Consider the following 15,540-nt stretch of genomic DNA (forward strand, 5'->3'; position numbering starts at 1 on the left):
AGGTAGCGTTTGCGAACGTTTACCCGCGATGACCCTATCTCGATATCGCTGAAATGTATCGATGGGTCTGCGTTGTGGGTAATGCCGCGTCTAACTTGGTGACTACGGACAAAGTGTGGTTTTTCCTCACGGGTGGCACGCGTAGCGGCACAACGGTGCTCCAGCAGATCCTGAACACCCATCCGCATGTTGGGTGCATGCACGAGTACGGCCTCAAGAGCCTGTTCGACATCGCCGACCGCCTGTTCGACGCCGATCGCAGCCAGCGCGAATTCTCCTCCGTGGTGAAGCCGAAGGTCGCCCTGCAGCTGGCGGCCGCCTCGGCCGCGCCGCCCAAGGTCGAGGCCCCGGTCGAGGCGGTGGCCTCGTCCATCGATACGCCCCCGCCCGCCGCGCAGGAGATCGTCGCCCAGGAGGTCGTCGCCGACCCGGTGGCGGAAAAGCCGCGCAAGGCCGCCGCCAAGAAGAAGAAGGAAGATCCGCTCGGCGCGGCCCTGGCCCACCACACCGCGCGCGACAACAAGCGTCCGTCGAACGACATCGTCGACCTCTTGCCGGTGCCGCGTCGTGAATCGTTCTTCGACATCCTGGAGGCCGTCTATCGCGCGACGTCCGGCAAGGGCGACCTGCAGGCCTTCGGCGACAAGATGCCGAACCTCGACCTCAAGGAACGCGAGGCGCTGAAGGCCCAGTACGGCCTGTCGACCAAGGTCGTGGTGGTCATCCGCAATCCGCTCGACGTGGTCAGCTCGTCGATGCACCGGGCCAAGATGGCCAAGCTGAAGGCCGACATCTGGCACGTCGAGGACATCGGCCAGGCGATCGAGGAATGGCTGCGCAACTGGGACTACGCCCTGGCGCATCGCGACGATCCCGACCACCTGTTCGTCAAGTACGAGAGCCTGGCCAACAACTTCGAGGAAGAGGCCGGCCGCATCGCCGCGTTCCTCGGCGTCGAGAACCGCTTCGAGAACCTGATGGCGCCGCTGCCCGAGCACGCCCGGTTCTACGGCCTGGCGTCGGAAGAGCTGGCGGGCCTGCGCGGCGCCTTCCATCCGGTGGTCGACGCCTGGGACGGCAAGAGCCTGTCGGAGCTGTTCGACCTGGGCCGCGTGCATCGCGTCGTCGCCGACGGCAGCAAGGTTCTTTTCGGCCGGGCCGACGAGCGCGCGATCGGTTCGGCGGGCTTCGGCGATCCCGAGCCCGAATGGTGCTGGACCGTCGCCGACCGGGCGCGGGTTCAGTTCCGGATCCAGGATGCGCCGCCGTCGGCCGAGGCCTGGATCGACCTGGAGTTCATTCCAAGCTTCGCCGCTCAGGCGCACGTGCCGTTCATCATCCGCACGCCCGACGGCAAGGAAATGCACCACAGGGTGCGGGCCGATGAACCCATGCCCGCCCGCTACGCCTTCACCACGCGGCTGGAGAACGGCGTGGTCGACCTGGAGCTGCTGCTGCCGGTGCGAAAGCGTCCGCAGGACGAGCCCGTCGAGGACACGCGCGAGCTGGGCCTGGCCATGCGCTCGATCCAGGTGAAGCTGCTGTAGACGGCCCCCGCGGCCCGTCCGGCCGGCGTTCCGAGGGCCAGATTTTAGCCCCACGGACGCCCGCCTTGGGGTAAGGACGGCGGGCCGCCGCCCCGTGCGCGCGGCCTATCGCTCCAGGACGAAGAAACCGAACTTCATGACCCTCGACATCACCGCCATCCGCGCCGCCGCTGAGCGTCTTTCCGGTCATATCGAGCGCACCCCGTGCCGCTATTCGCGCACGCTCTCGAAGATTACCGGCGCCGAGGTGTGGGTGAAGTTCGAGAACCTGCAGTTCACGGCCGCCTACAAGGAGCGCGGGGCGCTGAACAAGCTGCTCCTGCTCTCGGACGTCGAGAAGCAGCGCGGGGTCATCGCCGCCAGCGCCGGCAACCACGCCCAGGGCCTAGCCTATCACGCCGCCCGCCTCGGCGTGCCGGCCACCATCGTCATGCCCAAGACCACGCCCTTCGTGAAGGTGCAGCACACCCGCGACTTCGGCGCGACCGTGGTCATCGAGGGCGAGACCTATGACGACGCCAACGCCCACGCCCGCAAGCTGCGCGACGAGCAGGGCCTGACCTTCGTCCACCCGTTCGACGACTACGACATCATGGCCGGCCAGGGCACCATCGCCCTGGAGATGCTGGAGGACGCGCCGGACCTGGAGATCCTGCCCGTGCCGATCGGCGGCGGCGGTCTGATCAGCGGCGTGGCCACGGCGGCCAAGGCGGTCAATCCCGACATCCGCATCGTCGGCTGCGAGCCGGCCATGTACCCGTCCTTCACCGCCAAGATGCGCGGCGTGCAGGCCCACTGCGGCGGCCAGACCATCGCCGAAGGGGTCGCGGTCAAGCAGGTCGGCGAGCTGACCTACGGCGTCGCCCGCCCGCTGATCGACGACGTGCTGCTGCTGGAAGAGCCGCACCTGGAACAGGCCGTCTCGCTGTACTGCAACGTCGAGAAGACCATTGCCGAGGGCGCCGGTGCGGCCTCGCTGGCGGCGCTGCTGGCCTATCCGGAACGCTTCCGCGGCAAGAAGTGCGGCCTGATCCTGTGCGGCGGCAACATCGACACCCGCCTCCTGGCCTCGGTGCTGACCCGCGAACTGGTGCGCGCCCAGCGGCTGGTGTCCCTGCGCATCGTCGGCGACGACCGCCCGGGCCTGCTGTCGACCGTCTCGCACGTGATCGGGACCATGGGCGCCAACATCATCGAGGTGAACCACAACCGCCTGGCGCTGGACGTGCCGGCCAAGGGCGCGGAGTTCGACATCACCATCGAGACCCGCGACGCCCAGCACACCCAGGAAGTCATCGACGCCCTGCGCGAGCACGGCTACCCGCCGCGGACGGTTTAAGGCCGGCGCAGGAAAAACCTCCAAAGCTCGTCATCCCGGCTCTGCGCTGCGCTTCGGCCGGGATGACGAGCTTTGGAGGCGACAGCAAAAAGGCCCCTCTCGTCGGAGAGGGGCCTTTTCGATTTCCGCCTTCGAGGATCCCTACAGCAGCGAGGAGATCGCCGCGCGGGCCGCTTCGCCCAGGTCCGGGCGCTTGAGCGCCAGGGCGACATTGGCCTTCAGCAGGCCGATCTTGTCGCCGCAGTCGTGGGTGTCGCCTTCGTAGACATAGGCGTGGAAGGCCTGGTTCTGCATCAGCTTGGCCATGGAGTCGGTCAGCTGGATCTCGTTGCCGGCGCCCTTTTCCTGGCTGGCCAGCAGGTCGAAGATTTCCGGCTGCAGGATGTAGCGGCCGGCGATGGCCCAGTTCGACGGGGCCGTGCCCTTGGGGGGCTTCTCGACCATGCCGCTCATGGTGGCCAGGCGGCCCTCGACCTTGCTGGGGGCGACGACGCCGTACTTGTGGGTCTCGCTTTCGGGCACTTCCTCGACGCCGATGACGTTGCCGCCGCCGACCTGGTCATAGACCTCGATCAGCTGGGCCAGCGCCGACTTGGGCGCGTCGACGATGACGTCGGGCAGCAGCACGGCGAACGGCTCGTCGCCGATGATGTCGCGGGCGCACCACACCGCGTGGCCCAGGCCCAGGGGCGCCATCTGGCGCACGAAGCTCATCTCGCCCGGCTTGGGCAGCTCGTCGCGCAGCTGCTTGAGGATGTCGAGCTTGCCCTTGGCCTCGAGCTGCATCTCCAGCTCGACCTGGTGGTCGAAATAGTCCTCGATCGCGCCCTTGCCGCGGCCGGTGACGAAGATGAAGTGCTCGATGCCGGCGGCGCGGCCTTCCTCGACGATGTAGGACAGGATCGGCCGGTCCACGACGTTGAGAAGTTCCTTCGGCGTCGACTTCGTCCCGGGCAGCACGCGGGTGCCCAGGCCGGCGACAGGAAGGACGGCCTTGCGGACGGGTTTCATGAGCACCTCGTATCTGTGTCTCGGATGACAGGGTTCTAGAGTGTGGCCGCCGACCACGCCACCACCGTTGCGTGACAACGATGTCTGCAATGCGTTCCAAGCACGGAATGATTGATGTTCGCGCCAAGCCTGCTAGCTCAGGACGCGGATATGGCCATCGGAAACACCTTCATGCGCGCTCGGTTCCTTCTTCTCGCCGCCCTGGCCGGCCTGTCGCTGGCGGGATGTGGTCCTTCCAAGGAGGATCTGGCCGCGCGGCAGGCGGCGATGTCGGCGGCCAAGACCGCCGGGGCCGACTTCCTGGCCAAGAACGCCAAGGAGCCGGGCGTCGTCACCCTGCCCAGCGGCCTGCAGTACAAGGTGATCCGCTCGGGTCCGGAAACCGGCCTGCACCCGCGTCCGATCGACGAGGTCAAGGTCCACTACGAGGGCAAGCGCCTCGACGGGTTCGTGTTCGACAGCTCCTACGAGCGCGGCGTGCCCGCCTCGTTCCCGCTGCGCGGCCTGATCCCCGGCTGGGTCGAGGCCATGCAGCTGATGCGCCCGGGCGACGAGTGGATGCTCTACGTGCCGGCCGACCTGGCCTATGGCGACAACCAGGCCGGGGCCGACATCCCGCCGGGCAGCACCCTGGTCTTCAAGATCGAGCTGATCGACGTGCTGCGCAGCAAGCTGCAGGCTCCCAAGAGCTGATCCGTGGCCTGACGGATGGGGCTGAGCGTGGGCGCGTTCCTTGCGCCTACGTTTCCGGCTGGTTTCAAATCGTTGCCGCGCGGTCAAAGCGCTTGGTTCTCCGGCTTGCCGGGCTGATAGCGACACTCACTCGCAAGAAGCTTGGCTGGAGTTGGGGATGTCGCGCGTCACGTTTGCTTCCGTTCTGATGGGGTCCGCCGCGGCCCTGGCCCTGTCGGGCGCGGCCATGGCCGCCGAACCCGCGCCGGACGCGGCCGACCTGGACGGCGTCGTCGTCACCGCCGCCGGCTTCGAGCAGAAGCTGGTCAACGCCCCGGCCAGCGTCACCGTCGTGCCGCGTGAAGAGCTGCAGGAGATGCGCGCGGCCAGCCTGGCCGAGGTGCTGACCAATGTCGAAGGCGTCGACGTCGGCTCGGCCGTGGGCAAGACCGGCGGCCTCAACATCAACATCCGCGGCATGGGCAGCGACTACACGCTGATCCTGATCGACGGCCGCCGCCAGAACACCGCCGGCAGCGTCACGCCCAACGGCTTTGGCGAGACCTCGACCAGCTTCCTGCCGCCGGTGGCCGCCATCGAGCGCATCGAGGTGGTGCGCGGTCCGGTCTCGACCCTCTACGGGTCGGACGCCATGGGCGGCGTCGTCAACATCATCACCCGCAAGGTCGGGACCAAGTGGAGCGGCACGGCCAGCCTCGACGGCACGCTGCAGGGCGACGACGAGTTCGGCAATCTCTATGGCGGCAACCTCTACGCCAACGGGCCGATCGTCCGCGACCTGCTGGGCCTGGCCGTGCGCGGCAGCTTCCTGAACCGCGAAGCCTCCAAGCTGACCTACGAGAACGTCGGCGGCGTCGACACCCCGATCACCGGCTTTGGCCGCAGCGCCACCAAGAGCGAGCTGCGCACGATCGGCGCGCGTCTGACCCTGACGCCGCACGCCGACCACGACCTGTGGCTGGACATCGACGAGTCCACCCAGTGGTACGACAACTCAGCTGGCCAGATGGGCACCAACACCACGGCCGGCGGCTACGCCAACGCCCTGGAGTTCAACCGTCGCCAGATCGCCCTGGCCCATAACTGGCGCCTGCCGTTCGGCCAGATCGAGAGCAACCTCTCGCAGGCCAAGACCGAGACCATCGGCCGGATCATCCCCAACGGCGTGGCCGGGGCCGGCGGCGCCCGCGACCTGGAGTCGACCAACACCATCTTCGACACCAAGCTCTATTCGCGCTGGAAGAACCACACCTTCACGATCGGCGGCCAGTACTGGGACGCCGAGATGAAGGACGGCGTCGCGCCGCAGCCGTTCGTGCACGAGCAGTGGGCGGTGTTCGCCGAGGACGAGTGGCGCTTCACCGAGGGCCTGGCCCTGACGCTGGGCGCGCGCCACGACGACCACAGCGTGTTCGGCGGCCACTTCAGCCCGCGCGCCTACCTCGTCTGGAACGCCAACGACAACTGGACCTTCAAGGGCGGCGTGAGCCAGGGCTTCAAGACCCCGCGCCTGGAGCAGCTGGCCCCCGGCATCAACGGCTTCGGCCAGCAGGGCCGCCTGCCGCTGCTGGGCTCGCCGGGCCTGCAGCCGGAAACCAGCACCAGCACCGAGGCCGGCGCCTACTACGACAATCAGAACGGCTTTACGGCCAACGTCACGGTCTTCCACAACAAGTTCGAGGACAAGATCGCCTCGGGCCCGCCGGTGACCAACTGCGCCTTCGGCCTGACCCAGGCGCAGTACAACGCCGGCACGGGCCGCCCCGCCGGCTGCGTCGACGTGGGCTTCTTCCCCAACGCCGCGACCTTCGGCCAGAGCATCAATATCGACGAGGCGGTGACGCAAGGGGTCGAGGCCGCCGCGCGCTGGCGCTTCGCCGACGACTGGACGCTGGGCCTGAACTACACCTTCACCGACAGCGAGCAGAAGAGCGGGGCCGAAGCCGGCCGCAAGCTGACCGACACGCCCGAGCACATGCTCAACGGCAACCTGCGCTGGCGGGTGACCGACCGGGTGAACGCCTGGGTGCGCGGCGAGTACCGCAGCGAGCGCTATCGCGGCGAGGGCCCGGCCCGCGTCGCCCTGGGCGACTACAAGGCCTACAGCCTGTTCCACCTGGGCGGCTCGTTCAAGGCGACGCAAGCCGTCACGCTGAACGCCACGATCTACAACCTGTTCAACAAGGACTTCGTGCGCCAGCTGCCCTATGGCGCGCCGGTGGCCTACGCGCCCGAATACACCAACAACCAGGAGCCCCGCCGTCTGTGGGTCTCGGTGCAGGTGGACTTCTAGGCGTCGCGATCGCGCGCAGAACGCAGAAGGGGCGGCCCGTCGGGCCGCCCCTTTTCGTTTGAAGCCTTCAAGGCCGCGTCAGTCGGTGAACACCACCGTCTTGCGGCCGTTCAGCAGCACGCGGTCCTCCAGGCGCCAGCGCAGGGCGCGGGCCAGCACGCGGCGTTCGATGTCGCGGCCCTTGCGGACCAGGTCTTCGGGGGTGTCGCGGTGGCTGATGCGCTCGACGTCCTGCTCGATGATCGGACCCTCGTCGAGGTCGCCGGTCACGTAGTGGGCCGAAGCGCCGATCACCTTCACGCCGCGGGCGTGGGCCTGGTGATAGGGCTTGGCGCCCTTGAAGCCCGGCAGGAACGAGTGGTGGATGTTGATGCAGCGGCCCGAGAGCTTGGCCGCCAGGCCGTCCGACAGCACCTGCATGTAGCGGGCGAGGACGACGATGTCGGTCTGCGTCTCCTGGATCAGCTTCCAGAGCGCGGCCTCCTGCTCGAACTTGGTCTCCTTGGTCACCGGCAGGTGATGGAAGGGCAGGCCCGACAGGTCGACGTGGGTGTAGGTCTCGGCGGGGTGATTGGCCACGATCGCGGTGACGTCCATCGGCAGCTCGCCGATGCGCCAGCGATAAACGAGGTCGGCCAGGCAGTGGTCGAACTTGCTGGCCAGGATCATGACGCGATAGCGCTCGGCCGGGTCGCGCAGGCTCCAGCGCATGGAAAAGCCCTTGGCCAGGGCCTCGAACTCGGCGCGCAGGGCCTGGCGGTCGGCGCCGTCGGGATCGAAGACGACGCGCATGAAGAAGTCGCCCGTCTCCTGGTCGTCGAATTGCTGGGCGTCGAGAATGTTGCAGCCGCGCTCGAACAGGAAGGTCGAGACCTTGGCGACGATGCCGGGCTGGTCGGGGCAGGAGAGGGTCAGGATCATGGTCCGTTTCCTCTAAAGCTTGGCTCGGATGAAGAAAAGCCGTGAGCGAGCACGTTTCTTGCGCGCGCCGTGAGCTTTTCTCAGGTGTTCGCACGAACCTGCCCAGGGTGCGCCGGGCGGGCTTGGCGGCCCGGGGCGGCGCGGCCTAGGCTTGGCGGATGGTTTCCTCTCCCGAAGCGCTTTCCGCCCGCGCCGTCGACATCCTGGCCAAGCTGGTCGCCTTCGACACCACCTCGCGCGGCTCCAACCTGGCCCTGATCGAATGGGTCGAGGCCTATCTGTCCGACCTGGGCGTGGCCTCGCGGCGCGTGCCCAACGCCGACGGGACCAAGTCCAACCTGATGGCCAGCATCGGGCCTGCGGCCCCGGGCGGGGTCGTGCTGTCGGGCCACACCGACGTGGTGCCGGTCGACGGCCAGCCCTGGTCGAGCGACCCCTGGACCCTGACCGAGCGCGACGGCCGCCTCTATGGGCGCGGAACCTGCGACATGAAGGGGTTTCTGGCCCTGGCCCTGGCGGCCGCGCCCGACCTCGTCGCCAGCGATCTCAAGCGTCCCGTGCACCTGGCCTTCTCCTATGACGAGGAGGTCGGCTGCCTGGGCGCGCCCGACATGATCGCGGTCATCGCCCGCGACCTGCCCCGGCCCGCCCTGGTGGTGGTGGGCGAGCCCACCGACATGGTCGCCGTCCAGGCCCACAAGGGCATCGCCAGCTACTGGGTGACGGTGACGGGACGCGAGGCCCATTCCAGCCTCACCCACCTGGGCGTCTCGGCCAACATGGTGGCCGTCAGGCTGATGAGCCATCTGGTGGCGCTGTCCGAGCGACTGGAGCGGCAGGCCGACCCGGCCTCGCCGTTCATGCCCAAGGGCGCGACCCTGACCATCGGCCAGGTCAACGGCGGCACGGCGGTGAACATCCTGGCGCGCCAGTGCGTGTTCGTGTTCGACCTGCGCACGCCGCCGGGGCTGGATCCGGCCGCCATCCTGGCCGACTTCTTCGCCCTGGCCGCGTCGCTGGACGCCGAGGTCAAGGCCAGGGCGCCCGAGGGCGGGGTCAAGGTCGAGGTGCGCTCGCTGACGCCGTCGTTCGCGCCGGAGCCGGACGGCGCGGCCGAGGCCTTCGCCCGCCGCATGGCCGGCGACAACGGTCCGGCCCGCGTCGCGCCCTATGCGGCCGAGGCCGGGCAGTTCCAGGGCGCGGGCTTCTCCACCGTCATCTGCGGCCCGGGCTCGATCGACCAGGCCCACCAGCCCGACGAGTATGTCGAGATCGCTCAGATGGAGCGCGGCGCCCAGTTCATGCGGCGTCTGATCGACGACCTCGCCACTGCCTGATGACGATCCGGCGGCCGAAGAAGGCCACCGGGTCCAGGGCCATGGCCCGCAGGATGTCGATCGCCGGCGCCTTGCGGGCGGCCTGGATCTGCCGGCGCGAGGCCAGGATCGGATCGAGGTCGGCCTTCACGAAGGCGGCCTTGAAGCCTTTCCACACCGGCCCGGCGTCGCGCCGGCGCACATGCAGCAGGAAGAGGCCGGCGGTGACCGCGAAGTGCAGCGGCGCGCTCCACCACAGCATCGGCGCGGGCGTGTTCTTCAGGAAGGTCCAGACCCGGTTGCGGGTGCCGTGGAACAGGGCGAAGTCCGAGCGCACGCCCAGCGTCGCCGAGCCGACGTGCTCGACCTTGGCGTCGGGAACCAGCAGGGTCGGCTCGCCCTCCAGCCGCAGCCGGTAGCCCAGGTCGACGTCCTCGCAATAGCAGAAGAACCGCTCGTCGAAGCCGCCCAGGCGCAGGAACAGCTCGCGGTCCAGCATCATCGCCGCGCCGCAGGCTGAGAACACCTCGCCCTCGAACACCTTGGCCGACTCCCTGCGGCGATAACCGCCGCGGAACGGGATGCCGGCCGAGGTCATGACGTCGCCCGCGCCGTCCATCAGGCCCGGCTCGTCGGCGACCAGCTGCAGCGAGGCGAAGCTCATCACGTCCGGATGGCGCCCGGCGGCGGCCGCCAGCCTGGCCAGCCAGTCGGGGTGGGGATAGGCGTCGGGGTTCAGCAGCACCAGCCAGCGGCCTTTGGCCTGGCGGGCGGCGATGTTGTTGCCGGCCGCGAAGCCGGTGTTGGCGCCCGGTTCGATCAGCCGGATCGACGGATCGGCCGCGGCGGCGGCCTGCGGCGCGCCGTCGCTGGAGGCGTTGTCGACCAGCAGCACCTCGAAATCACGGAAGGTCTGGGCGGCGAGCCCGGCCAGGCACCGGCCCAGGGTGGGGCCGCTCTGGTAGGCGACGACGATGACGCTGAAGGCGGGAGAAACGGTCGGCATGCCCAAATGCTTGGTTGAACGCGGCGCGACACTCGCTAACACAGGGGCCCGGGCAAAGGTACGGCGAAGGTGATCAAGCAGCTCAAGCGTCTGGTCTGGCGCGCCCTGCCGGGGGCGGCGCACGCCGTCTCGGTTCGCCTGCCCACCGTCCGCGCCTGGCTCGACTACGGCTGGAACCGCCGCCGTCCGGCTCCGGCGCCGGCCGATGCGCCGGTCATCGTCGCGGGCTTCCACGGCGCGGTCCTGGGCCTTGGCGAGGCGGCCCGCGGTCTGGCGAAGGCCCTGCGGGCGCAGGGGCGGCAGGTCGTCGACTGGGACGTTTCCGAGCGCCTTGGCCATGCCCGCCGGCTGCCCGACGGCGATCCGGGCGAGCCGCCGGCCGGCCCCGCCGTGCTGATCGCCCACATGAACCCGACCGAGCTGATCCATCTGGTCGCCCAGACGCGCGGCGCGCCCTTCCGGGGCCGCCGGACGATCGGCTACTGGGCCTGGGAGCTGCCTCGCATCCCCCGGGCCTGGCGGGCGGCCTTCCGCTATGTCGACGAGGTCTGGACGCCGTCGCGCTTCACCGCCGACGCCGTGCGCGCGGCCGCGCCGCGCGGCCTGGTCGTGCGGGTCATGCCCCATCCGGTTCCGCTGTCGGACGCGCGCGCCGACCGGGCCCGCTTCGACCTGCCGCAGGACGCGGTGATCGTGCTCTGCGCCTTCGATTTCCGCTCCTCGATAGCCCGCAAGAACCCGCTGGGCGCGCTGGAGGCCTATCGCCGGGCCGCCGCGCGCAGCGACGTGCGGACCCTGCTGGTGCTCAAGACCGTCGGCGCCGACGACGCGCCCGAGGCGGCCGCGACCGTGCGGGCCGCGATCGGCGCGGCCGACGACGTGCGGCTGCTGACCGCGTCGATGAGCGCGCAGGACCGCGACGACCTGCTGGCCTCCTGCGACATCCTGCTGTCGTTGCACCGCGCGGAGGGTTTCGGCCTGTTGCCCGCCGAGGCCATGGCCGCCGGCAAGCCGGTGGTGGCCACGGGCTGGTCGGGCAACCTGGATTTCATGGGCGACGGCGCCGCCGCGCTCGCGCCCGCACGGCTGGTTCCGGTCGACGACGCCCAGGGGATGTATGCGGACGATGTCTGGGCCGAGCCCGACCTCGACGTCGCCGCCCAGCTGCTGGCCGACCTGATCGGCGATCCCGCCGCCCGCGCCGCGCTCGGCGCGCGGGGCCGGGCCGCGGTCGCCGGCCTGCTGTCGCAGTCCACCGTCGGCGAGAGCGCCGTCGCCGCCCTTTCCGGACACGTCCAATGAAGATCACCCCCCTGGCCATCCCCGACGTCCTGCTGATCGCGCCGGTGCGCCACGGCGACGAGCGCGGCTGGTTCTCCGAGACCTTCCGGCAGTCGGCGCTGGACGAAGCCGGCTTCAAGGGCGGCGGCTTCGTGCAGGACAACCACGTCCGCTCGACCACCCGCGGGATCGTCCGTGGCCTGCACTTCCAGAGGCCGCCGCTGGGCCAGGCCAAGCTGCTGCGTTGCGCGCGGGGCGCGATCTTCGACGTGGCGGTGGACATCCGCGTCGGCTCGCCCACCTACGGCCAGTGGGTCGGCGCCGAACTGTCGGCCGACAACGCCCTGCAGCTGCTGGTTCCCGAGGGTTTCGCCCACGGCTACTGCACCCTGACCGACGAGTGCGAGGTGCTCTACAAGGTCACGGGCTACTATGCGCCGCAGGCCGAGGGGACGCTGCGCTTCAACGACCCGGCGCTCGCCATCGACTGGACGATCCCCGAGGCCGAGCTGTCGGCCAACGCCCGCGACGCCGCCGCGCCGCTGCTGGCCGACCTCGCCAGCCCCTACGTCTACGAGGCCTGAGCCCCCGCCAGCCGCGCCGCCGCCCAGTCGGCGGCGTCGCGCACGGTTTCGTCGGGATCGCCGCGCAGGGGCTCGACCACGGCCATCAGGCCCGCGTCGCCGCTGTTGCCGATGGCGTAGAGCACGTTGCGCACGAAGCGGTCGCGGCCGATGCGCTTGATCGGGCTCTTGCTGAACAGCGCCCGGAACGACGGGTCGTCCAGCGCGGCCAGCTGCGCCAGCGACGGGGTCTTCAGGGTCTCGCGGGCGTGGAACTTGGCCTCGGCCGACAGGCTGGCGAACTTGTTCCAAGGGCAGGCGGCCAGGCAGTCGTCGCAGCCGTAGATGCGGTTGCCGAGCATGGGGCGAAACTCGTCCGGGATCGGACCGGCCAGCTCGATCGTCAGGTACGAGATGCAGCGCCGCGCATCCAGCCGGTGGGGCGCTGGAAAGGCGCCCGTCGGGCAGATGTCCAGGCACGCCCGGCACGAGCCGCAGCGGTCGTACTCGGCCGGATCCGGCGGCAGGTCCAGCGTGGTGAGCACGCTGCCCAGGAACAGCCACGAGCCGAACTGGCGCGAGACGAGGTTGGTGTGCTTGCCCTGCCAGCCCAGGCCCGCGCGCTGGGCCAGCGGCTTTTCCATCAGCGGCGCGGTGTCGACGAACACCTTGACCTCATTGCCCCAGCGGCGGTGCATCCAGCCGGCCAACTGCTTGAGGCGCTTCTTGACCACGTCGTGATAGTCGTCGCCTTGGGCGTAGACGCTGATGGCGGCGCGGTCCCGGTGCTCAAGCTGGGTCAGCGGATCGATGTCGGGACCGTAATTGACGCCCAGCACCACCGCGCTCTTCGCATCCGTCCACATGGCGGTGGGGTGGCTGCGGCGCTCCAGCGTCTCTTCCATCCAGCCCATGGCGCCGTGCAGGCCTTCGGCCACGAACTGGCGCAGCCATTCGCCGTTGGGCCAGGCGTCGGCCGCCGAGGCGAAGCCGCAGGCGTCGAAGCCCAGCGCGAGGGCTTCGCGGCGGATCTCGTCCCGGATAGCTTGAGGCGTCAGGTCAGAAGTCGAGGTCGTCATAGTGCGCGGCCGGCGCGAGGCCGGGCCAGCGGTCGGCCAGGATGGGCCGGAAGCACGGCCTCGATTTCAGCTTCATGTACCAGGTGCGGACCGCGGGGAAGTCCTTCCACGGCACGTCGCCGAAATAGTCGATGACCGAAAGGTGCGCCGCGCCGGCGAAGTCGCCGAGACTCATGCGGCGGCCGGCCAGCCAGTCGCGCTGCTGCAGCAGGCTTTCCATGTAGCCCATGTGATTGCGCAGGGCGTCGCGGCCCTGGCGCAGGGCGCCCAGGTCGGGCGCGCCCATGCGCAGCAGGCGCTTTTCCATCTTCTCGTGCAGCAGGAAGCCGTTGACCTCGTTGTCGAACTTGCGGTCGAACCACTGCATCAGGCGGCGCGCCTCGGCGCGTTCGCCGGCCTCGCGGCCCAGCAGGGCGGGTTCGGGCTCCTGTTCCTCGATGTGCTCGAGGATGGCGCGGCTTTCGCAGATCACGGCGGTGCGCTGGTGGCGGGTCTCGACCAGCACCGGCGTCAGGCCCGAGGGGTTCAGCGCCGTGAACTCCGGCGGCGACTCCCAGTAGCGCACCTGGATCTCGGAGAACGCCACCCGCTTTTCGCCCAAGGCGAGGCGCACCTGGCGCGAGGCCGGGTCCAACGGGAAATGGTGAAGAGTGCGTTCGACGCTCATGCCCACATGCGTTCAGGCTGCATCGTCTGATCGATGCGCCGCTTTGCTTAACAAGATGTTGCCGGGGCGGGGCTATTCCGAGGAATGAGCGTTTTTGGGGCCCCCTCAGTCGCTTCGCGACAGCTCCCCCAGAGGGGGAGCATCTGAGACCGTAGATCCYCCCCCTCTGGGGGAGGTGGCCCGGAGGGCCGGAGGGGGCGCCGCGGAGCGGCCTAAGGCGTATTGGCCCGCGCGATCAGCGCCGTGGTGCTCTGGCCGGCCTTCAGGTCGGCCAGCACCACGCGGCCGCCGTTGGCCAGCACGACGTCCGAGCCGACCACGGTCTCGACCGTATAGTCGGCGCCCTTGACCAGCACCTCGGGCTTGATGGCGGTGATCAGTTCCAGCGGGGTGTCCTCGTCGAACAGGGTGACGAGGTCGACGGCCGACAGCGAGGCCAGCACTGCGGCGCGGGCGTCCTCCTTCTGCACCGGACGGGTCGGGCCCTTCAGGCGCTGGACCGAGGCGTCGGTGTTGAGGCCCAGCACCAGGCGGTCGCAGGCGGCCTTGGCCTGGGCGAGCAGCGAGACGTGGCCGGGGTGCAGCAGGTCAAAGCAGCCGTTGGTGAAGCCCACCTTCAGGCCGCGCGCGCGCCAGCCGGCGACGATCTCCAGCATCCGCTCGCGGCCGGCGATCTTCTCCTGGCCCGGGTCGCCGTGGGCGCCGGCCAGCACGGCCTTGAGCTCGGCGGCGGTGACGACGTCGGTGCCCAGCTTGGCGACGACGAGGCCGGCGGCGGCGTTGGCCAGGCGCGCGGCGGCGGGCAGGTCCGCCCCGGCCGCCAGCGACAGGGCCAGGGTGGCCGCGACGGTGTCGCCCGCGCCCGAGACGTCGAACACCTCCAGCGCGCTGGCCGGCAGGTGCACGTGGGCCGCGCCGCGCTGCGACAGGGTCATGCCGGCCGCGCCGCGGGTGACCAGGGCGGCCGACAGGTTGGGGGCGGTGGAAAGGATCGCCTCGCCGGCGGCCTCGGCGGCCTCGTCGCCGGCGCCCGTCACGCCGGTGGCCTCGGCGGCCTCGCGACGGTTGGGCTTGATCACCGTCGCGCCGTCGTAGCGGGAAAGGTCGCGGCTCTTGGGATCGACGATCACCGGCTTGCCGGCCGTGCGGGCGGCGGCGATGGCGGCGGTCAGGACTTCGGGGGTGAGAACGCCCTTGGCGTAGTCCGACAGCACCACGACGTCGGCGGCGGGCAGGGCCTTTTCGAAGGCGGCCAGCACCAGGGCCTGGTCGGCCGGATGGCGGTCCTCGCGGTCGGCGCGCAGCATCTGGTGCGAGGCGGCGACGTAGCGGGTCTTTTCGGTGGTGCGGCGCGAGGGATCGACGGCCAGGGCGCTTTCCAGGCCCGGCTCGCGCTCGACCAGCGCCCGGACGGCCTTGCCCGCGTCGTCGTCGCCGACCAGCCCGGCCAGCACGGCCTTGCCGCCCAGGGCGGCGACGTTGCGGGCCACGTTGCCCGCCCCGCCCAGCATGGTGGTCTCGCGCTCGATGGCGATCACCGCCACCGGGGCCTCGGGCGAGATGCGGTCGACCGCGCCGTAGACGAACCGGTCGAGCATGACGTCGCCCAGCACCAGCACGGTCTTGCCGGAAAAGGCGTCGGGCAGGCGGGCCAGGGTGTCGTCCATCGGGGATAGCGCTCGTCGATCAGGGAAGGCCGCTAATTGGGCGCATAGCGGCCGGAGGGCAAGACCCTCCCCCTGAAGGGGGAGGTGTCGGCGAAGCCGACGGAGGGGGATGTGGTCGCTGAAATCAGAGCCGCTGGAAAGGTGGAGCTTTCTTCCC

Annotated in this window: 13 protein-coding genes; 7 read left to right on the forward strand and 6 right to left on the reverse strand. The window is 69.9% G+C overall.

Going from position 1 to position 15,540, the window contains the following annotated elements:
* Positions 1-53 precede the first annotated feature (53 nt).
* The gene (locus tag AC1DCG_RS04075) at positions 54-1,547 is read left to right on the forward strand and encodes a sulfotransferase family protein (RefSeq protein WP_477030261.1); all 1,494 of its coding nucleotides are present in this window, start codon (positions 54-56) and stop codon (positions 1,545-1,547) included.
* 136 nt (positions 1,548-1,683) lie between these two features.
* Positions 1,684-2,886 (forward strand): threonine ammonia-lyase, encoded by a 1,203-nt coding sequence (locus AC1DCG_RS04080; RefSeq protein WP_477030262.1) that lies wholly within the window; start codon positions 1,684-1,686, stop codon positions 2,884-2,886.
* A gap of 141 nt (positions 2,887-3,027) precedes the next feature.
* Here AC1DCG_RS04080 and galU read toward each other — a convergent pair whose 3' ends face one another.
* A complete protein-coding gene (galU, locus tag AC1DCG_RS04085) occupies positions 3,028-3,897 on the reverse strand; it encodes a UTP--glucose-1-phosphate uridylyltransferase GalU (RefSeq protein WP_477030263.1) in 870 nt (289 codons plus the stop codon).
* A gap of 171 nt (positions 3,898-4,068) precedes the next feature.
* On the opposite strand from galU, the gene AC1DCG_RS04090 reads away from it, so the two are divergent.
* A complete protein-coding gene (locus AC1DCG_RS04090; RefSeq protein ID WP_477030264.1) occupies positions 4,069-4,590 on the forward strand; it encodes an FKBP-type peptidyl-prolyl cis-trans isomerase in 522 nt (173 codons plus the stop codon).
* A gap of 157 nt (positions 4,591-4,747) precedes the next feature.
* The gene (locus tag AC1DCG_RS04095) at positions 4,748-6,883 is read left to right on the forward strand and encodes a TonB-dependent receptor domain-containing protein (RefSeq protein ID WP_477036928.1); all 2,136 of its coding nucleotides are present in this window, start codon (positions 4,748-4,750) and stop codon (positions 6,881-6,883) included.
* 78 nt (positions 6,884-6,961) lie between these two features.
* Here the strand turns inward: AC1DCG_RS04095 and purU are convergent, their stop codons facing one another.
* The gene (purU, locus tag AC1DCG_RS04100; RefSeq protein WP_165258832.1) at positions 6,962-7,804 is read right to left on the reverse strand and encodes a formyltetrahydrofolate deformylase; all 843 of its coding nucleotides are present in this window, start codon (positions 7,802-7,804) and stop codon (positions 6,962-6,964) included.
* A gap of 158 nt (positions 7,805-7,962) precedes the next feature.
* Between purU and argE the strand changes: the two genes are divergently transcribed.
* Positions 7,963-9,141 (forward strand): acetylornithine deacetylase, encoded by a 1,179-nt coding sequence (argE, locus tag AC1DCG_RS04105; RefSeq protein WP_477036929.1) that lies wholly within the window; start codon positions 7,963-7,965, stop codon positions 9,139-9,141.
* On the opposite strand, the gene AC1DCG_RS04110 is transcribed toward argE, so the two are convergent.
* Positions 9,104-10,126, reverse strand: coding sequence for a glycosyltransferase family 2 protein (locus AC1DCG_RS04110; RefSeq protein ID WP_477030267.1), 1,023 nt, complete (start codon positions 10,124-10,126; stop codon positions 9,104-9,106). The genes argE and AC1DCG_RS04110 overlap by 38 nt on opposite strands.
* Before the next feature lie 69 nt (positions 10,127-10,195).
* Here AC1DCG_RS04110 and AC1DCG_RS04115 point away from each other — a divergent pair, with 69 nt between their 5' ends.
* On the forward strand, positions 10,196-11,428 hold the full coding sequence (locus AC1DCG_RS04115; RefSeq protein WP_477030268.1) for a glycosyltransferase family 4 protein: 1,233 nt from the start codon (positions 10,196-10,198) through the stop codon (positions 11,426-11,428).
* Positions 11,425-11,991 carry a dTDP-4-dehydrorhamnose 3,5-epimerase gene (gene rfbC, locus AC1DCG_RS04120; RefSeq protein ID WP_477030269.1) on the forward strand — a complete coding sequence of 189 codons (567 nt, stop codon included), beginning with the start codon at positions 11,425-11,427 and terminating at the stop codon, positions 11,989-11,991. The genes AC1DCG_RS04115 and rfbC overlap by 4 nt, the downstream gene beginning before the upstream one ends.
* Here the strand turns inward: rfbC and queG are convergent.
* The 3 genes from queG to rfaE1 form a co-directional block, all read right to left on the reverse strand.
* A complete protein-coding gene (gene queG / locus AC1DCG_RS04125; RefSeq protein ID WP_477030270.1) occupies positions 11,979-13,049 on the reverse strand; it encodes a tRNA epoxyqueuosine(34) reductase QueG in 1,071 nt (356 codons plus the stop codon). The genes rfbC and queG overlap by 13 nt on opposite strands.
* Entirely contained in the window at positions 13,030-13,716 is a 687-nt protein-coding gene (gene fzlA, locus AC1DCG_RS04130) for an FtsZ-binding protein FzlA (RefSeq protein ID WP_477030271.1), read from the reverse strand. The genes queG and fzlA overlap by 20 nt, the downstream gene beginning before the upstream one ends.
* A 212-nt stretch (positions 13,717-13,928) precedes the next feature.
* Positions 13,929-15,383: a D-glycero-beta-D-manno-heptose-7-phosphate kinase gene (gene rfaE1, locus AC1DCG_RS04135; protein WP_477030272.1), complete on the reverse strand. Its 1,455-nt coding sequence runs from the start codon at positions 15,381-15,383 to the stop codon at positions 13,929-13,931.
* Positions 15,384-15,540 lie beyond the last annotated feature (157 nt).

The sequence above is a fragment of the Caulobacter sp. 10L414 genome (genome assembly GCF_056395525.1).